This is a genomic window from Streptomyces sp. NBC_00996 (genome assembly GCF_045162675.1).
GTDB lineage: Bacteria > Actinomycetota > Actinomycetes > Streptomycetales > Streptomycetaceae > Streptomyces.
The window spans coordinates 2,813,795-2,832,933 of sequence record NZ_CP108723.1; the positions used below are offsets into that span (position 1 = coordinate 2,813,795).

A 19,139-nucleotide genomic window follows, 5' to 3' on the forward strand; every position below is an offset into this window, starting at 1 on the left:
CCCATTGTCGTCCTAGGCGTGCTGGCTGCTGACGGAGACGACCTCGCCCGTCATGTACGAGGAGTAGCCCGACGCCAGGAACACGATCACGTTGGCCACCTCCCAGGGCTCGGCGTGGCGTCCGAAGGCCTCGCGCGCGGTCAGTTCTTCGAGCAGCTCGGGCGTGGTGACCTTGGCGAGGTGCGGGTGCATGGCGAGGCTCGGTGACACGGCGTTGACACGCACTCCGTACGCGGCGGCCTCGATGGCGGCGCATCGGGTGAGCGCCATGACGCCGGCCTTCGCGGCGGCGTAGTGGGCCTGGCCGGCCTGGGCGCGCCAGCCGACGACGGAGGCGTTGTTCACGACGACCCCGCCCCCCTCCTGCTCCTTGAGTCGGCGCAGGGCTGCCCGGGTGCACCGGAACGTGCCGTTCAGCGTTACGTCGAGCACCTTCGACCACTGCTCGTCGGTCATGTCGACGAGCGCCGAAGCGCCGCCCAGGCCGGCGTTGTTGACGACGACGTCCAGGCCGCCGTGCAGGTCGGCGGCCGTGTCGAAGAGGGCCTGGACCTGGTCCTCGTCGGTGACGTCGCAGGGCAGTGCGGCGACATTCGCGGCACCGAACTCCTCGGCGAGTGCCTGCTCGGTCTCCTTGAGCCGCCGTGTGTGCGCGTCGCTGATCAGTACGCGCGCGCCCTCCTCCAGGAACCTGCGCGCCGTGGCCCCGCCGATCCCCGCGCCCGCCGCTGCGGTGACAACGGCGGTGCGCCCCCGCAGCAGCCCGTGCCCAGGCACGTACTCCGGACCCTCGACGTCTGTCATGACTCCACGCTAACCTACCAAACACTTGTTAGGGAAGCTTGCCGCAGAGATCACCACCGAAAGGTGCCGCCGATGGATCTCGCCCGTTCGCCCGCCGACGAGGCGTTCCGCGCCGAGGCCCGGGCCTGGCTCGACGCCCATGTCCCGGCCGTCCCCCTCCCCTCGCTGGAGACCGAGGAGGGCTTCGCCGCGCACCGCGCGTGGGAGGCCGAACTGGCCGCGGACCGCTGGTCGGTGGTGTCCTGGCCGACGGCGTACGGCGGACGGGGGGCGGACATCGTCCGCTGGCTGGCCTTCGAGGAGGAGTACTACGCGGCGGGCGCGCCGGGCCGGGTCAGCCAGAACGGCATCAGCCTTCTCGCGCCGACACTCTTCGACCACGGAACCCAGGAGCAACGCGCGCGCGTGCTGCCGTCGATGGCCACGGGCAAGGTCATCTGGGCACAGGCCTGGTCCGAGCCCGAGGCGGGCTCCGACCTGGCCTCCCTCACCTCGCGCGCGGTGCGCACGGCCGGCGGCTGGCTGCTGAGCGGGCAGAAGACCTGGTCGTCACGGGCCGCGTTCGCCGATCGCGCGTTCGGCCTGTTCCGAAGCGATCCGGACACCCCCAAGCCCCACCAGGGCCTGACCTACCTGATGTTCGACCTCCGCGCACCGGGCGTGACGGTCCGCCCGATCGGCCGTCTGGACGGCAGACCGGCGTTCGCCGAGCTCTTCCTGGACGACGTGTTCGTCCCGGACGACGATGTGATCGGCGAGCCGGGCCAGGGCTGGCGGGTCGCCATGTCGACCGCGGGCAACGAACGCGGGCTGACGCTGCGCTCACCGGGCCGCTTCCTCGCCGCCGCCGACCGGCTGGTGTCCCTCTGGCGCGCCCGGGCGGACCCCACGGACACGGCCCTGCGCGACCGGGTGGCCGACGCGGTGATCGGCGCCCGCGCCTACCAGCTCTTCACGTACGCCCACGCCTCCCGCTTCCTCGACGGCGAGAGCCTCGGCCCGGAGTCCAGCCTGAACAAGGTCTTCTGGTCCGAGTACGACATCGCGCTGCACGAGACCGCGCTCGATCTCCTCGGACCGGAAGGCGAGTTGGCGGACACCGCCTGGTCCGAGGGGTACGTCTTCTCCCTCGCGGGTCCCATCTACGCGGGCACCAACGAGATCCAGCGCGACATCATCGCCGAGCGGCTGCTCGGCCTCCCGAAGGGACGCCGCTGATGCGTTTCCTCCTCGACACCGAGCAGCGCGCCTTCGCCGCCTCCCTGGACGCGATGCTGACCTCCGCGGACACGCCCACGGCCGTCCGCGCCTGGGCCGCGGGCGACCACGAGCCGGGCCGCGCCCTGTGGTCCCGCCTCGCCGACGCGGGCGTCTTCGCGCTGGCGATACCCGAGGCGTACGAGGGGGTGGGCCCCCTTCCCGCGGAACTGGCCGTCGCTTTCCTGGAGTTGGGTCGACACGCGGTGCCGGGCCCCCTGGTGGAGACGGTGGCGACGGCCGCGCTCCTGTCCTCGCTCGGCGAATCGGGCCCGGCCAAGCGCCTCCTGCCGACGCTCGCGTCGGGCGAGGCGGTGGCCACGCTGGTCATCCCGGGCGGGGCGCCGTACCTGCTCGACGGGGATGCGGCGGAAGTGCACCTGGCCGTGCGGAGCACCGGTGAGACCTCCGAATTGCACCTGACACAGGCGCCGGTACACGCCTCCACGCCGACCACGACACCGACAACCGCCGACGACACCGACAACGGCGGCGCGTCGCCCGCATCGCACGACGCGACAGAGCAAGCACCGGTCCGCGGCAGCGGCAGCGGCAGCGGCAGCGGCAGCGGCAGCGGCAGCGGCAGCGGCAGCGGCAGCGGCAGCGGCAGCGGCAGCGGCAGCGGCAGCGGCAGCGGCAGCGGCAGCGGCAGCGGCAGCGGCAGCGGCAGCGGCAGCGGCAGCGGCAGCGGCAGCGGCAGCGGCAGCGGCAGCGGCAGCGGCAGCGGCAGCGGCAGCGGCAGCGGCAGCGGCAGCGGCAGCGGCAGCGGCAGCGGCAGCGGCAGCGGCAGCGGCAGCGGCAGCGGCACAACGGGAGCGGGCGCGCCGGGACACGGGGGCCCTCAGACCTCCGGGATCTCCGCGCCCCTGGGGAGCCCCGGCACCACCGCGGCGTCCGGAACCCCCGGCACGCCCACGACCTCCCGAATTCCCGACACCCCCACACCCCCCCGCGCGTCCCCTCGTCCCTCCCTCGACCCCGCGCGCCGGCTCACCCTCCCCCTCTCGGGCGGTGAGCTCGTCGCCACGGGGCCCCACGTGGCTCGCGCTGCCGCCCAGGCCCTAGCGTGGGCTCGGCTCGCCACCGCTGCCCAAGCCCTGGGGGTCGGGCTCGCGCTCCTCGACCGGACGGTCGGCTATGTGAAGCAGCGAAGCCAATTCGGGGTACCCATAGGCTCGTTCCAGGCCGTGAAGCACCGGCTGGCGGACGCGAAGATCGCCCTGGAGTTCGCCTGGCCGCTCCTCTTCGGGGCCGCCCTGTCCATGGCCCCGGCCGATGTGGCCGCCGCCAAGGTCACGGCCTGCGAGGCCGCGTACGCCACCGCCCGTACCGCGCTCCAACTGCACGGCGCGATCGGCTACACGGCCGAGTACGACCTCTCCCTCTGGCTCACCAAGGCCCGCGCCCTGCGCACCGCGTGGGGCAGCCCGGCCGAGTGCCGGGCGGCGGTGCTGGCCGGTCTCAGTGGTGATGGTCCTCGCTCGTGAGCTCCCGGTACTCCTCGACCGTCGGTTTCGGGATCTGCGTATCGGGTCCGTACAGGGCCCGGGCCAACCGGGCGCGCAGCCGGCGGGAGGAGCCCACCCGACGGACCACGCCGTTGGCGTCGACGAGCGGACCCACCTCGTACGGCGGCGCCTGCTCATGCTGGGTGAGGGTGAACCGCTGCGCCTGCGAGAGCGGTTCGTGGACCTCGACGTACTCGCCGTGCGGGAGCCGCTTGACGATGCCGGACTCGCGCCCGTGCAGCACCTTGTCGCGGTCCCGGCGTTGCAGCCCCAGACAGATCCGTTTCGTCACGACGTAGGCGAGCGCGGGCGCGACGAAGACGGCGACCCGTACGAACCAGGTGATCGCGTTGATCGAGAGGTGGAAGTGGGTGGCCCACAGGTCGTTGCCGCCGCCGACCAGCAGCACGGCGTACAGCGTCAGCCAGGCGACACCGAGCCCCGTGCGGGTGGGTACATTGCGCGGCCGGTCGAGGATGTGGTGCTCGCGTTTGTCCCCGGTGACCCACGCCTCGATGAACGGGTAGACGGCGATGGCGGTCATGATGAGCGGGAAGAGGGAGAAGGGGATGAAGACGCCCAACTGCAGGGTGTGGCCCCAGGCGTTGATCTCCCATCCCGGCATCACCCGGATCAGCCCCTCGGAGAACCCCAGATACCAGTCGGGTTGCGCGCCGGTGGTCACCAGGTCGGGGCGGTAGGGCCCGAAGGCCCACACGGGGTTGATCGTCGCGATCGCGCCCATGATCGACAGCACGCCGAAGACGAGGAAGAAGAAGCCGCCCGCCTTGGCCATGTAGACCGGCATGAACGGCATGCCGATCACGGACTTCTGGTCCCGTCCGGGCCCGGGGTACTGCGTGTGCTTGTGGTAGAAGACCAGGATCAGATGGGCGACGACCAGGCCCAGCATGATCCCGGGCAGCAGGAGTACGTGAATCGGGAAGAACCGCGGAATGATGTCGTGCCCCGGGAACTCTCCTCCGAAGAGGAAGAAGGACAGGTACGTCCCCACGATCGGGACCGACAGAATGGCGCCCTGCGCGAAGCGGACGCCGGTGCCGGAGAGCAGGTCGTCGGGGAGCGAGTAGCCGGTCAGCCCGGTGATCAGGCCGAGCATCAACAGGGTCCAGCCGAACAGCCAGTTGACCTCGCGCGGCTTGCGGAACGCGCCGGTGAAGAACACCCGCATCATGTGCACGAGCATCCCGGCGAGGAAGACGAGCGCCGCCCAGTGGTGGATCTGCCGGATCAGCAGTCCGCCGCGCACGTCGAAGCTGATGTCGAGCGTGGACTCGTACGCCCGCGTCATGATGATGCCGTTCAGCGGCTTGTACGAGCCGTGGTAGACGACCTCGACGCCGCTCGGCTCGAAGAACAGGGTGAGATAGACGCCGGTGAGGATCAGGATGAGGAAGCTGTAGAGGCAGACCTCGCCGAGCATGAACGACCAGTGGTCCGGAAAGACCTTGCGCATATTGGCCTTGGCCAGCCCGTAGATGCCCAGCCGCCCGTCGGCCCAGTCCGCGAGCCGCTCACCTTTGCCCACCTCGCCCCGCCGCCCGGTACTCGAGGTCCCCACAGGTGAAGTCCCCGTATCCCGACCGGTGTTGACGTCTCGCACACCCATACGCCGCTCCCCTCGGCCCCCCAGGGTGGCATGGCGTCCGGCCGAAGCCAACGGGGCGTCACGAGCCGAGCTCAGCCCCCTGTGGCAGGAGAGCGATGACAGCGGTACGTCCCGTCGCGCGCAGCTCGGCGTCCTCGCCGGTCAGCAGCGCGGCGTCGTACCGCCCGAGGGTCAGTCCGGCCACCTCGGCGGTCCCGTCGAGTGCGACGACCAGCACGGCCGGCCCCGCCGGGACGGCGACGGGCAGCCGAGAACGCACGACCCTGACGGTGGGGGTCGCATCGCCGCCCCTGCGCCACATGACGTTGAGGTTCACGACCGGGCCCCCGAGCAGGCGGCAGTCGGTCGGCAGGTCGCCGGGGAAGCCCCTCGGCACATACCGCGTATCGACACGACGATGTTCGCCCCCGACGGTCAGATCCATCCCCTCGCCCTCGACCATGGTGAGGATCCGGTCCACCTCGGCGAACGCCGAGAACGGCCCGTCGGCGCCGACGTCGGCGAGGCTCACCCGCCACACGAAATCGCTCATGCCCGCGCCCTCGGGCCAGGCGGCGATCTCACGGGTCACCCCTCCCCCGTTCTTCCAGGCCACGGCGACCCGCTCGGCGGCGGGCAGCGGTCGTACCGTCACTGCACGATCCCCTGCGCCCGGGCCGCCGCCAGCCACTGCGGGAACTCGCCCACCAGCCGGTCGTACAGCTCCCCGTCGGACACCTTCCGCGGATCCGAACCGGCGTGGAAGAACCCGGCGTTGTCGACGACCCGCTTCTGCGGCACCGCCAACTCATCCAGCTTGCACAGGAATTCGAACTGCCTGCTGCCCGGATCCCCGAACCCTATGAACTGCCAGAACAGCGGAAGTTTCGCCGCCTTGCACAAGTACCGTTCGGCGGCGAGCTTGTTGATCGGACCGCCGTCGGTCTGGAAGACGACGAGGGCGGGGTCCTTGGAGCCACTGTCCAGGTAGTGGTCGATGACGGCGTCCATGGCGAGGTGATAGCTGGTCTTGCCCATGTGCCCGAGCCCGGCCACGATCCGCTCGACGCGGCCCTGATGGTTGTCGAGCGCGATGTCGGTGACGGCGTCGATGTCGGTCGAGAAGAAGACGACCGGCACCGTCCCGTCGTCGTCGAAGTGGGCCGCCATGCCGAGCACCCGGTCGGCGAGCGCCTGCACACTGCCGTCCTGGTAGTACGGCTTCATCGACCCCGAGTAGTCGACCACCAGATACACGGCGGCCCGCTGCCCGTTCAGCCCGTGCTTGGTGAGGGAGACTCCCGCGCTCTTGTACAGACTGACCAGCGCGGGCGCGGTCGCCTCCACCTTGGTGAGGCTGATTCCGGCCATGCGGGACTCCCATTGCAACGAGGGGTACGGGAGTGCCGAGATTACGTCACCACGGGCACTCCGGCCCCTGCCGTCCCACCCGCACCCCGGTGTTCGCTATTTTGTTCGCCGCCGACCCCACCGGCTGATCGTCCCCCCTTCCCATTGAACTCCGAGGAGCCGGCCGTGGAGCCCGAGTCCGCCGTCACCACCTGCTATCGCCATCCCAAGGTGGAGTCCCATGTGCGCTGCACCCGGTGCGACCGCTACATCTGCCCGGACTGCATGCGCGAGGCAGCGGTCGGCCACCAGTGCGTGGAGTGCGTGAAGGAGGGGGCGCGCTCGATCCGCCAGGCCCGCACCGCCTTCGGTGGCCGGATCTCCACAGTGCCCCTGGTGACGTACGCCCTGATCGGTCTCAACGTGCTCGCTTATCTGGCCGAGCTGGTGCGTTCGTCGGTGGTGGACCGCTTCGAGATGCTGGGCGCCGGTCTGGTGGGGCCGGACGGCGGCCACTACATGTGGCAGGCCCCGTACCCGTCGGACTTCCACCCCGAGGGCGTCATCGACGGTGAGTGGTACCGGCTGCTGACCGGGGCGTTCCTCCATCTGCCGCCCACCGAGGGCACGTTCGGGATCCTGCACATCGTGATGAACATGGTCTCGCTGTGGAACATCGGCCGGGTCGTGGAGGCCCAGCTCGGCCGCGTCCGCTACATCACCCTCTATCTGCTCTCGGCACTCGGCAGCTCCGTCCTCGTCCTGCTGATCGCGCCGGACACCCCCACGCTCGGCGCGTCCGGCGCGATCTTCGGCCTGGGAGCCGCGTACTACGTGATGGCCCGCCGGCTGGGGGCCGATATGCGGAGCGTCAACCAATTCATGGCAGGGCTCCTGGTGTGGCTGGTGATCTCGGCGTGGATCACCTCCTGGCAGGGCCACCTGGGCGGTCTGCTGGCGGGCGGCGTCGTGACGCTCGCCTACGCGTACGCACCCCGCGACCGCCGCCGCACCCCGATCCAGGCGGCGGCCTGCGCGGGGCTGCTGATCCTGCTGGTGGTGTCGGCGGTAGGCAAGGTGATGGAGCTGAAGAACGGAACGGCGTAGCAACAGACCCGACCGGAAGAGTCCGAGCTCCCCCATACACCCGCGGTCGCCGCCGCACGCCCCGTCCGGAAGAAGGCCCCACTCCCGACGCACCCACAGCCGCCGACGCGCACCCCCACGCACCCGCACCCATCCGCCTGCGCCCGCCCGCAGTGGCGACGCACGCCCCCACGCGCCCGCACCCGCCGACGCACGGAGGTGCACCTCCCCTCCCTGCGCAAGGTCGACGGCACGGACTCCCACGAGGGCCTCGACGGCTTCCCGGCCGCCTGGCGCAAGGAGGCCGGTGTCACCGCGTTCCGCGCGGCGCAGGACAGCGAACGAGACCGCGTCTACTTCGACCCCGCGGTCCGCCTCGCCAAACTCGACGGCCTCGGCACCCTCGGCCAGTTCATCTACTACGACGCCATGGTGCTGCACGGCCCCGGCCCCAGCCCCGACAGCTTCTTCGGCCTGCACGAACGCGCCTGCGCGAGGCCGACCTGCCCTCCCAGGGCGGCAGCGAGAAGTCGTACCTGGACATCTTCCTCGACATCCGCCGTACGAGCATGAAGTCCAAGAACCCGGACCACGACGCCACCCGCATCGACACGGCCCAACGGCAGTTCGTGTACGACGGGAGCCTGGATCTGCACACGCCGCTGAAGTGGAAGGTCTACGGGGAGAGGTACCACGTGCCGTAGCGCCCCTCGGCGCGCCCACTGACTGAATACCTTGTAGTCGGCGGCGGATCCCGCATGGTGCGGGGTGGTCCACAGCGCCGGCTTGGCCAGGCTCGCCCGCGTGAACTCGGCGAGCGCGCCTGCTGGTGACCTTCACCGGCACCGAACGCCCTTACACCCAGAGCAGGGTGGGCGCGTACACCGAGGATGCCACGGTGCAGTTCCAGGCCTGAAGGTGAGTTGACGAAAAAGCCAGCGGCGCCCGCCAACGTCCGGTCGGGGACAAGGCGAGCGCCGTGGTTGTTCCGTACGCCTTTGTACGGGACGTTTTTGAGTGACCGTCAGGTCACGTAAGGGAGGTCGGCCCGGGGGGTCAGGCCACCAGCGAGCGGTCCGTCGGGCGGATCGGCGCCGGGAGATCGCTGGCGCCGGTGAGGAAGCGGTCGACGCCACGGGCCGCCGAGCGGCCCTCGGCGATCGCCCAGACGATCAGCGACTGACCGCGGCCGGCGTCACCGGCGACGTACACGCCCGGGACGTTCGTCGCGAACTCGGCGTCACGCGCGATGTTGCCGCGCGCGTCGAGCTCCAGGCCGAACTGGGAGACCACACCGTTCTCGACGTCCGTGCCGGTGAAACCCATGGCCAGCGTCACCAGCTGGGCGGGGATCTTGCGCTCCGTGCCCGGCTTCTGGTTCAGCTTGCCGTCGACGAACTCGACCTCGACGAGGTGCAGCCACTGGACGTTGCCGTCCTCGTCGCCCTCGAAGTGGGTGGTGTTGACGGAGTAGACCCGCTCACCGCCCTCCTCGTGCGCGGAGGTGACCTTGTAGAGCATCGGGAACGTCGGCCAGGGCTGGCCCGGGTTCCGCTCCTCGCCCGGACGCGGCATGATCTCCAGCTGCGTGACCGAGGCCGCGCCCTGGCGGTGGGCGGTGCCCACGCAGTCCGCGCCGGTGTCGCCACCGCCGATGACCACCACGTGCTTGCCCTCGGCCGTGATCGGGGGCGTCACGTAGTCGCCCTCCTGGACCTTGTTGGCCAGCGGCAGGTACTCCATTGCCTGGTGGATGCCGTTCAACTCCCGTCCGGGGACGGGGAGATCACGAGCCGTCGTCGCACCGGCGGCGATGACCACGGCGTCGTACCGCTTGCGCAGGTCCGTCGCCTTGAGGTCGCGGCCGATCTCGATACCGGTACGGAAGCGGGTGCCCTCCGCGCGCATCTGCTCGATACGGCGGTTGATGTGCCGCTTCTCCATCTTGAACTCGGGGATGCCGTAGCGGAGCAGGCCGCCGACGCGGTCCGCGCGCTCGTACACCGCGACCGTGTGGCCGGCCCGGGTCAGCTGCTGGGCGGCGGCGAGACCGGCGGGACCGGACCCGATGACCGCGACCGTCTTGCCCGACAGGCGCTCGGGGATCTGCGGGGCGACATCGCCCGTGTCCCACGCCTTGTCGATGATCGAGACCTCGACGTTCTTGATCGTCACGGCGGGCTGGTTGATGCCGAGCACGCACGCCGACTCGCAGGGAGCGGGGCACAGGCGGCCGGTGAACTCCGGGAAGTTGTTCGTGGCGTGCAGGCGCTCCGACGCGGCGGACCAGTCCTCGCGGTACGCGTAGTCGTTCCACTCGGGGATCAGGTTCCCCAGCGGACAGCCGTTGTGGCAGAACGGGATGCCGCAGTCCATGCAGCGCGAGGCCTGCTTGGAGATGATCGGGAGCAGCGAGCCCGGAACGTAGACCTCGTTCCAGTCCTTGACACGCTCGTCGACCGGGCGGGTCCTGGCGACCTCGCGGCCGTGGTTCAGAAAGCCCTTGGGATCAGCCATTGGTCGCCGCCTCCATCATCTTCTCGGTGATCTCGGACTCGGGGAGTCCGGCTCGCTCGGCGGCGTCCTTGGCGGCGAGCACTGCCTTGTACGTGCTGGGGATGATCTTGCTGAAGCGGTCCACGGAGACGGACCACTCGGCGAGGAGCTTCTCGGCGACCGTCGAGCCGGTCTCCTCCGCGTGCCGGCGCACCACGTCGTGCAGCCACTGCTTGTCGGTGTCGTCGAGCTTCTCGACGGCGCCCACGTTGCCGACGTTCACGTTGTCGCGGTTCAGGTCGATGACGTACGCGACACCGCCGGACATACCGGCCGCGAAGTTGCGGCCCGTCTCGCCGAGGACCACCGCGTGACCGCCGGTCATGTACTCACAGCCGTGGTCGCCCACGCCCTCGGACACGACCGTCGCGCCGGAGTTGCGGACGCAGAAGCGCTCGCCGGTGCGGCCGCGCAGGAAGAGCTCGCCGCCCGTCGCGCCGTACGCGATGGTGTTGCCCGCGATCGTCGAGAACTCGGCGAGGTGGTCGGCGCCCCGGTCGGGACGGACGATCACCCGGCCGCCGGAGAGGCCCTTGCCGACGTAGTCGTTGGCGTCGCCCTCCAGGCGCAGCGTGACACCGCGCGGCAGGAAGGCACCGAAGGACTGGCCCGCCGAGCCCGTGAAGGTGATGTCGATCGTGTCGTCGGGCAGACCCGCGCCGCCGAACTTCTTCGTCACCTCGTGGCCGAGCATGGTGCCGACCGTGCGGTTGATGTTGCGGATCGCGACCTGCGCGCGGACCGGCTGGGCGTCGGTCGCGGAGTCCGCGGCCAGCGCGTCGGCGGCGAGCTTGATCAGCTCGTTGTCGAGCGCCTTCTCCAGGCCGTGGTCCTGCCCGATGACCTGGTGGCGCACCGCGCCCTCGGGCAGCTCGGGCACGTGGAAGAGCGGGGACAGGTCCAGGCCCTGCGCCTTCCAGTGGTCGATGGCCCGGGCCACGTCGAGGGTCTCGGCGTGGCCGACGGCCTCCTCGATGGAGCGGAAGCCCAGCTCGGCGAGGATCTCGCGGACCTCTTCGGCGATGAACTTGAAGAAGTTCACGATGTACTCGGCCTTGCCGGCGAACCGGTCGCGCAGCACCGGGTTCTGCGTGGCGATACCGACCGGGCAGGTGTCCAGGTGGCAGACGCGCATCATGACGCAGCCGGAGACGACGAGCGGCGCGGTGGCGAAACCGAACTCCTCGGCGCCGAGGAGCGCGGCGATGACGACGTCGCGGCCGGTCTTCAGCTGACCGTCGGTCTGCACGACGATCCGGTCGCGCAGGCCGTTGAGCAGCAGTGTCTGCTGGGTCTCGGCGAGGCCGAGCTCCCAGGGACCGCCCGCGTGCTTCAGCGACGTGAGCGGGGAGGCACCCGTACCACCGTCGTGACCGGAGATCAGCACGACGTCCGCGTGGGCCTTGGAGACACCCGCGGCGACCGTGCCGACGCCGACCTCGGAGACCAGCTTCACGTGGATGCGGGCCTGCGGGTTGGCGTTCTTGAGGTCATGGATCAGCTGAGCCAGGTCCTCGATGGAGTAGATGTCGTGGTGCGGGGGCGGGGAGATCAGGCCCACGCCCGGGGTGCTGTGCCGGGTCTTGGCGACCCAGGGGTACACCTTGTGGCCGGGCAGCTGGCCGCCCTCGCCGGGCTTGGCACCCTGCGCCATCTTGATCTGGATGTCGTCGGCGTTGACCAGGTACTCGGACGTGACACCGAAGCGGCCGGAGGCGACCTGCTTGATGGACGAACGGCGCGCGGGGTCGTACAGCCGGTCCGCGTCCTCGCCGCCCTCACCGGTGTTGGACTTGCCGCCCAGCTGGTTCATGGCGATGGCGAGGGTTTCGTGCGCCTCCTTGGAGATGGAGCCGTACGACATGGCGCCGGTCGAGAAGCGCTTGACGATCTCGGAGACGGGCTCGACCTCGTCGATCGAGATCGACGGGCGGTCCGACGTGAAACCGAACAGGCCGCGCAGCGTCATGAGGCGCTCGGACTGCTCGTTCACGCGGTCCGTGTACTTCTTGAAGATGTCGTAGCTGCCGGAGCGCGTCGAGTGCTGGAGGCGGAAGACCGTCTCCGGGTCGAACAGGTGCGGCTCGCCCTCGCGGCGCCACTGGTACTCGCCGCCTATGTCGAGGGCGCGGTGCGCGGGCGCGATGCCGGAGGCCGGGTAGGCCTTGGCGTGACGCGCCGCGACCTCCTTGGCGATGACGTCGAGACCGGCGCCGCCGATCTTCGTGGCCGTGCCGTTGAAGTACTTCTCGACGAAGGCCTGGTCGAGACCGACGGCCTCGAAGACCTGGGCGCCGCGATAGGAGGCGACGGTCGAGATGCCCATCTTGGACATGACCTTGAGGACGCCCTTGCCGAGCGCGTAGATCAGGTTGCGGATGGCCTGCTCGGACTCGATGCCCTGCAGGAAGGTGCCCGCGCGGACCAGGTCCTCGACGGACTCCATCGCCAGGTAGGGGTTGACCGCCGCGGCGCCGAAGCCGATGAGCAGCGCTACGTGGTGGACCTCGCGGACGTCGCCCGCCTCGACCAGCAGGCCCACGTGGGTGCGCTGCTTGGTGCGGATGAGGTGGTGGTGGACGGCCGCGGTGAGCAGCAGCGAGGGGATCGGCGCGTGCTCGGCGTCCGAGTGGCGGTCCGACAGGACGATGAGCCGGGCGCCGTTCTCGATGGCGGCGTCGGCCTCGGCGCAGATCTCCTCGAGGCGCGCGGCGAGCGAGTCACCACCACCGGAGACCCGGTAGAGGCCGGAGAGGGTCGCGGCCTTCATGCCGGGCATGTCGCCGTCGGCGTTGATGTGGATGAGCTTGGCCAGCTCGTCGTTGTCGATCACCGGGAAGGGCAGGGTGACCGAGCGGCACGAAGCAGCGGTCGGCTCGAGGAGGTTGCCCTGCGGGCCCAGCGAGGAGCGCAGGGAGGTGACCAGCTCTTCGCGGATCGCGTCCAGCGGCGGGTTGGTGACCTGCGCGAACAGCTGGGTGAAGTAGTCGAAGAGCAGCCGCGGGCGCTCGGACAGCGCGGCGATCGGCGAGTCCGTACCCATCGAACCGATCGGCTCGACAGCGGCCTTGGCCATCGGCGCGAGGATGACGCGCAGCTCCTCCTCGGTGTAGCCGAAGGTCTGCTGGCGACGCGTGACCGAGGCGTGGGTGTGCACGATGTGCTCACGCTCGGGGAGGTCGGAGAGCTCGATCTCGCCGGCTTCCAGCCACTCGGCGTACGGCTTCTCGGCGGCGAGGCCGGCCTTGATCTCGTCGTCCTCGATGATGCGGTGCTCGACGGTGTCGACGAGGAACATCTTGCCGGGCTGCAGGCGGCCCTTGCGGACGACCTTCGCCGGATCGATGTCCAGGACGCCGACCTCGGAGCCGAGAACGACGAGGCCCTCGTCGGTGACCCAGTAGCGGCCGGGGCGCAGACCGTTGCGGTCGAGGACCGCGCCGACCTGGGTGCCGTCGGTGAAGGTGACACAGGCGGGACCGTCCCAGGGCTCCATCATCGTGGAGTGGAACTGGTAGAAGGAACGCCGGGCCGGGTCCATGGAGTCGTGGTTCTCCCACGCCTCCGGGATCATCATCAGCACGGAGTGCGGGAGCGAACGACCGCCCAGGTGCAGCAGTTCGAGCACCTCGTCGAAGGAGGCCGAGTCGGAGGCGTCCGGCGTACAGACCGGGAAGATCCGCTCCAGGCCCTTGTCGCCGAAGAGGTCCGAGACGAGCTGGGACTCGCGGGCCCGCATCCAGTTGCGGTTGCCCTTGACCGTGTTGATCTCGCCGTTGTGCGCGACGAAGCGGTACGGGTGGGCGAGCGGCCAGCTCGGGAAGGTGTTGGTGGAGAACCGGGAGTGCACGAGCGCGATCGCGGAGGCGAAGCGGCGGTCGGACAGGTCCGGGAAGAAGGGCTCCAGCTGGCCGGTGGTCAGCATGCCCTTGTAGACGATGGTCCGCGCGGACAGCGACGGGAAGTAGACGCCGACCTCGCGTTCGGCGCGCTTGCGCAGCACGAAGGCCTTGCGGTCGAGGTCGATGCCCTCCGAAGCCGACTCGCGGTCGGTCACGAAGACCTGGCGGAAGACGGGCATCGTCGAGCGGGCGGTGGCGCCGAGGAGTTCGGGGGCGACCGGGACCTCGCGCCAACCGAGGACGGTGAGACCCTCGTCGGCGGCGATCGTCTCGATCTGCGAGACAGCGGCCTCGGCGCCGTCCTCGGGCAGGAAGGCGGTACCTACCGCGTACGCACCGGCCTGGGGCAATTCAAATCCGGCCACCTCGCGGAAGAAGGCGTCGGGAACCTGGGAGAGAATGCCGGCGCCGTCGCCGGAGTCGGGCTCGGAGCCGGTGGCACCGCGGTGCTCCAGGTTGCGCAGAACCGTGAGCGCCTGCTCGACCAGCGCGTGGCTCGCCTCGCCGGTGAGGGTGGCCACGAAGCCGACGCCACAGGCGTCGTGCTCGTTGCGGGGGTCGTACATACCCTGCGCAGCAGGGCGAGCATCCATGAAGGACCAGTTCTGGCCGTTCGCGGAGTGCTGGGACGGCTGGCGCGGCGTACGCATCGGCTCTCCCGTCGTCGTCGTGGCTGGGGGCTCCTCCCAGGCCTTCAAGGCTCTGGGGGAGACATCTGCCGAGGGACGACGTTGGCCCTCTGCTGGGGGTGCAAAATTTCACGCAGGTTACATGATGGAGCGATTCTCGGGAACCGGATACCGCGTTCCAACATGCGGACACCGCAGGGGCGCGGCGGGGTACCGCGCGCAGCGGTGGGAATTAGGGGACCTAAGCGGACAGATCAGTGACCGTCGGTCCGATTCGCGGCAGGCTTCGTCGCCCGCTACGAGTGGTGCGGAGCAGGCGTCATTGCCCGCGGCGCTTACGGCTCATGCCCGGTGGTTAAGGAATCGAAACCGCCGAGTAACGGCTACTTATGCAGTCCCTTGCATAGGTGCTCGATGCATCATCCTACGGCCGTACCGAAGAAGCTGCCCAGGACGTACGTCACACCCGCCGCGGCACCACCGAGGGCGAGCTGTCGCAGCCCGCTGAACCACCAGGACCTCGCCGTCACCTTGGCCACGACCGCGCCGCACGCGAAGAGCCCGATCAGCGCGAGCAGCAGCGCGGGCCACAGGGCGGTCGCGCCCAGCAGAAACGGCAGCACGGGGAGCAGGGCGCCGAGCGCGAAGGACCCGAAGCTCGACACGGCGGCGACGGTCGGGGAGGGCAGGTCGCCCGGGTCTATGCCCAGCTCCTCGCGGGCGTGGATCTCCAGGGCCTGCTCGGGGTCGCGGGAGAGCTGTCTGGCGACTTCCAGCGCGAGCTCGGGCTCGACGCCACGGGCCTGGTAGAGCTCGGCGAGCTCGCGCTCCTCGTCCTTGGGGTGCTTGCGCAACTCCCTTCTCTCCACGTCGAGTTCGGCCTCGACGAGTTCGCGCTGCGAGGCGACGGAGGTGTACTCGCCGGCAGCCATGGAGAAGGCACCCGCGGCCAGACCCGCGAGCCCGGTGATGACGATGGTCTGATGAGAGACGGACCCGCCGGCGACGCCGGTCATGAGGGCGAGGTTGGAGACGAGGCCGTCCATCGCGCCGAACACCGCGGGACGCAGCCAGCCGCCGTTGACGTCACGGTGGGTGTGGTTGTCACGGTGCGCCTCGTGCAGTGTCGCTTCGGTCTCGATGATGGCCATGCGGGTCCCCCAGGCTGCTAAGGTAAGGCTAACTTTGGATGAGTTCTACTTTTCGACAACACTGAACTTATGCCTTTCATTTCCCTCTCGCCAGCAAGGAAAGGCTCGGCTTACCTGCGGCTTTACGTGGCAACGCTCATCCGTGTCGATCCATGCACAGATGTCGACCGGGTGACGTCACGGCCTGCGAGGCTCCTGTCAACCGCCAAGGTGGGACAGATCCGCAAAGGGTTCCGCGCGCCGAGCTCCGAGCACTGAGCTCCGCGTCCTGACAGGGGCCCTGAGAGGAGAGGCACGTATGGCTTCCATCGCCTGCATTCCCTCGGTCCCGGCGCCGGGGGACGCCACCGATCTCCGCGAACGGGCGCGCGGTGCGCTGCTCGGACTCGCCGTCGGGGACGCGCTGGGCGCGCCCGCCGAGAACATGAAGCCGTCGGAGATCCGTGCGAAATGGGGCCGGATCACGGGGTACGTCGACGAGCACCCGGCCGGGACGGACGACACCGAGTACGCGATCTTCTCGGGCCTGCTGCTGGCCCGGCACGGTTCGGCGCTCACCGTGGCCCATGTCGAGTCGGCCTGGCACCAGTGGATCGCGGACCGTGACGAGGGCCCGTTCCGCGGGGCGGGCTTCAGCGAGCGCGGCACGCTGGAAAACCTGCGCCGCGGCCTGGCCGCCCCCATCTCGGCGCAACACCGGCACGCCTGGAGTGACGGCCTGGCCATGCGCGCGGCGCCCTTCGGCGTCTTCGCGGCCGGTCGGCCCGCCGAAGCCGCCCGGCTCGTGGCGATCGACGGCTCGGTGAGCCACGACGGCGAGGGCATCTACGGCGGCCAGGCGGTCGCGGCGGGCGTCGCGGCGGCCATGGCGGGCGCCCCCACGATCGCGGTGGTCGCCTCCGCGCTCGCGGTGATCCCGGACGACTCCTGGACGGCCCGCTCCCTGCGCCGGGCGGTCGCCGTCGCCCATCGCGGCGAGCGTGCGGTCCGCTCCGCGGTCGTCATCGGCGGCTACCCATGGACGGACCTCGCCCCGGAGGCCGTCGCCCTCGCCTTCGGCGCGTACGCGGCCGCCGACGGCGCCTTCACCGAGTCCGTGCTCACCGCCGTGAACATGGGCCGCGACGCGGACACGACGGCGGCGGTCGCGGGCGCGCTGGCCGGCGCCACACGCGGCGCCTCGTCGATCCCACCCGCCTGGGCAGCGGCGATCGGCCCGGCCCGGGGCAGCTGCCTGCCCTCCATGGAGGGCCACCACGTACTGGACGTGGCGGAACTGCTCACGCCTGGGGACGACGGGAAGTGGGCGGCCGGGGGGCGCGTGCGAGGTGCGGGTGGGGGTGGGGGTGGCACCGGCTTCGTGCGGGATCCGGGGGGCGAGTGGGCGGTCCCCGGCCCGGGCGGCCGCCTGCTGGCCACCCCGGACACGTACGCCCTGCCCTACGCGCCGGCAACCGTTCTTCCCGTAGCGGACGCCTACGTACTCGCCATTGATGACGACGAGGTACGACCGTGAGGCCCGGCCTGGTCGGGGACGAACCCGGAGAGGGCACCGGCGAGGGCGCCGGCGCGGGGGCGGGCGCCGCGGTGGACGCCGGAACGCCGGGACCGGTCTCAGCGGAGCCCGGCACGACGGGGCCGACGCCGGCGGAGCCCGGCACGACGGGCCCGACGCCGGCGGAGCCCCACACGACGGGCCCGGGAGCAGAGGAGCCCGGGGAGGAGGAGCCTCTCACGGAGGCGCTCGGCGCACTGACGTCACGCTGGGCGGAATCCGGCATGGAGGAAGCCCTCGCGGAGATGCTCAGCAGGCCGACATCCCGCTCCGCGAAGCCCCGCACGAAGAACGCCCTCGCGCAGATGCTCAGCGGGGCGACACCCCCCTCGGCGGAACCCCGAACGAAGCAACCCGCCGCCGAGCCACCCGGCACGACGACATCCCCCTCGGCGACACCCCGCACGAGGAAACCCGTCGCCAAGCCACCGGGCACGACGACACCCCACACGAAGCAAGCCCTCGCCGCACCACCCGGCACCACGACACCCCGCCCGGCAGAACTCCCCACGGCGGAGCCCCCCTCGGGCCTGCCCGACACGGCGGCGCCTGGCACGACGACGCCCCCCGCCGAGGGGCTCTCCCCGGCTCTCCGCGCGCAAGCACCCCGTACGCGCCCCCGCCGTATCGAGGGGCTGCTCCTCGGGCTCGCCGCAGGTGACGCCGCCGGGTGGCCCGCCGCGCGGCATCGGGCCGCGCGGATGCCCGAGTGGACGCGGCGGCTGACGCGGGAGCTGGACACGTTCGCGGAGCAGAACGCGACGACGACGCTGCCCGTGCCGATCGCGCTGAACCAGCCGCCGGAGCCGCTGCGGCTCGGCCCCTCGGACGACGCGGAGTGGGCGGCGTTCGCGGCGGAGGCCGTGCTGCGGGGCGGGGAGGGCAGCGCCCTCGGGGACCTGAGCCGGGAGCGGCGGATGCGGGCGTCCATCGACCTGTCGTGGAACGCCATCGCCAGCGAGGTCGCGGCCGCGGCCGAGCGCGCCCCCGAGGTCGAGTCCGCGCTGCTCCCCCTCCGTGCCCGGATCTCCGTACGGGCCGGACTCGGCAACCTCGCCACCGGACTGCGCCCGCCCGCCACCGGCCACGACAATCCGCACTACTTCGACGACGCGGCCTGCGTACGAGCCTGCGTTCTCGCCGTGGCCCACCCGGGCGACCCCCGACTCGCCGCGGAACTGGCCGAGTTCGACGCCCGGTACACCCAGGACGGCGATGGCGTGCACGGCGCCCGCGCCATGGCCTCGGCGCTGGCCCTCGCCCTGGCCGGGGTCGAGGTCGACGCCTGCGTGGACGCCGCCCTCGGCGAACTGCCCGAGTCCACCGAGATCGGCCGCAACGCCCGGCACGCGGTCAAGCTCGCCCGCGACAGCGAAGGCACCTTCGCCCTCGTCCCCCTGCTGGAGCACCAGATCGTCGACCACGTCTACAGTTACGGCATCGCGGCCGCCGAAACCGTCCCCGTCGCCCTCGCCCTCGCCACCGCCGCGCGCGGCCGGATCGCCGAGGCGGTGCCCGCCGCCGCGTGTCTGTCCCGGGTCGCCGACTCGGCCCCGGCGCTCGCGGGCGCGCTCACCGGCGCGCTCGGCGGCGGCGACGCGATCCCCGCCGCCTGGCGCGACGCCTGCCGCACCCTGTCGGGCTGCGCGCTGCCCCGCCTCACCGGCACCGACCTCATCGGACTCGCCGATCTGCTGGAAGCGACGGAACTGGCCACCCCAGAGGGATGATT

General features: G+C 70.9%; 11 protein-coding genes and 3 pseudogenes. 7 read left to right on the top strand and 7 right to left on the bottom strand.

Translation table 11 applies throughout. The features are described 5' to 3' along the window. Positions 1–12 precede the first annotated feature (12 nt). Positions 13–804: an SDR family oxidoreductase gene (locus OG390_RS13315; protein ID WP_406167725.1), complete on the bottom strand. Its 792-nt coding sequence runs from the start codon at positions 802–804 to the stop codon at positions 13–15. Positions 805–876: 72 nt separating this feature from the next. Between OG390_RS13315 and OG390_RS13320 the strand changes: the two genes are divergently transcribed. From OG390_RS13320 to OG390_RS13330, 3 genes and pseudogenes are all read left to right on the top strand, one after another. Continuing rightward, on the top strand, positions 877–2,022 hold the full coding sequence (locus tag OG390_RS13320) for an acyl-CoA dehydrogenase family protein (RefSeq protein ID WP_406167727.1): 1,146 nt from the start codon (positions 877–879) through the stop codon (positions 2,020–2,022). After that, a pseudogene (locus tag OG390_RS13325) lies at positions 2,022–2,495 on the top strand (acyl-CoA dehydrogenase family protein); the annotation flags it as partial. The gene OG390_RS13320 and the pseudogene OG390_RS13325, both read left to right, overlap by 1 nt. A gap of 525 nt (positions 2,496–3,020) precedes the next feature. Continuing rightward, a pseudogene (locus OG390_RS13330) lies at positions 3,021–3,548 on the top strand (acyl-CoA dehydrogenase family protein); the annotation flags it as partial. Here the strand turns inward: OG390_RS13330 and OG390_RS13335 are convergent. From OG390_RS13335 to OG390_RS13345, 3 genes are read right to left on the bottom strand one after another with little or no spacing between them, the layout of a single operon-like run. Beyond that, positions 3,523–5,199, bottom strand: a complete 1,677-nt coding sequence (locus tag OG390_RS13335; RefSeq protein WP_406167729.1) for a cytochrome bc complex cytochrome b subunit — start codon at positions 5,197–5,199, stop codon at positions 3,523–3,525. The pseudogene OG390_RS13330 and the gene OG390_RS13335 overlap by 26 nt on opposite strands. Positions 5,200–5,257: 58 nt before the next feature. After that, positions 5,258–5,833, bottom strand: coding sequence for a HutD family protein (locus OG390_RS13340; protein WP_406167731.1), 576 nt, complete (start codon positions 5,831–5,833; stop codon positions 5,258–5,260). Continuing rightward, on the bottom strand, positions 5,830–6,549 hold the full coding sequence (locus OG390_RS13345; protein WP_406167733.1) for a vWA domain-containing protein: 720 nt from the start codon (positions 6,547–6,549) through the stop codon (positions 5,830–5,832). Before OG390_RS13345 ends, OG390_RS13340 begins: the two co-directional genes overlap by 4 nt. A gap of 165 nt (positions 6,550–6,714) precedes the next feature. Between OG390_RS13345 and OG390_RS13350 the strand changes: the two genes are divergently transcribed. Together OG390_RS13350 and OG390_RS13355 are read left to right on the top strand one after the other, a co-directional pair. After that, positions 6,715–7,635 carry a rhomboid family intramembrane serine protease gene (locus OG390_RS13350; RefSeq protein WP_406167735.1) on the top strand — a complete coding sequence of 307 codons (921 nt, stop codon included), beginning with the start codon at positions 6,715–6,717 and terminating at the stop codon, positions 7,633–7,635. A 201-nt stretch (positions 7,636–7,836) separates the two neighbouring features. Next, positions 7,837–8,318: pseudogene (locus OG390_RS13355) on the top strand (chitosanase); the annotation flags it as partial. Between the two features lie 352 nt (positions 8,319–8,670). Here OG390_RS13355 and OG390_RS13360 read toward each other — a convergent pair. The 3 genes from OG390_RS13360 to OG390_RS13370 form a co-directional block, all read right to left on the bottom strand. Then, positions 8,671–10,131 carry a glutamate synthase subunit beta gene (locus OG390_RS13360; RefSeq protein ID WP_406167736.1) on the bottom strand — a complete coding sequence of 487 codons (1,461 nt, stop codon included), beginning with the start codon at positions 10,129–10,131 and terminating at the stop codon, positions 8,671–8,673. Further along, entirely contained in the window at positions 10,124–14,722 is a 4,599-nt protein-coding gene (gene gltB, locus OG390_RS13365; RefSeq protein WP_406167738.1) for a glutamate synthase large subunit, read from the bottom strand. The genes OG390_RS13360 and gltB overlap by 8 nt, the downstream gene beginning before the upstream one ends. A 398-nt stretch (positions 14,723–15,120) precedes the next feature. Further along, positions 15,121–15,852: a VIT1/CCC1 transporter family protein gene (locus OG390_RS13370; RefSeq protein WP_399078048.1), complete on the bottom strand. Its 732-nt coding sequence runs from the start codon at positions 15,850–15,852 to the stop codon at positions 15,121–15,123. A 298-nt stretch (positions 15,853–16,150) separates the two neighbouring features. Here OG390_RS13370 and OG390_RS13375 point away from each other — a divergent pair, with 298 nt between their 5' ends. Further along, positions 16,151–17,368, top strand: coding sequence for an ADP-ribosylglycohydrolase family protein (locus tag OG390_RS13375; RefSeq protein WP_406167741.1), 1,218 nt, complete (start codon positions 16,151–16,153; stop codon positions 17,366–17,368). A 344-nt stretch (positions 17,369–17,712) separates the two neighbouring features. Beyond that, on the top strand, positions 17,713–19,137 hold the full coding sequence (locus OG390_RS13380) for an ADP-ribosylglycohydrolase family protein (RefSeq protein WP_406177645.1): 1,425 nt from the start codon (positions 17,713–17,715) through the stop codon (positions 19,135–19,137). Positions 19,138–19,139 lie beyond the last annotated feature (2 nt).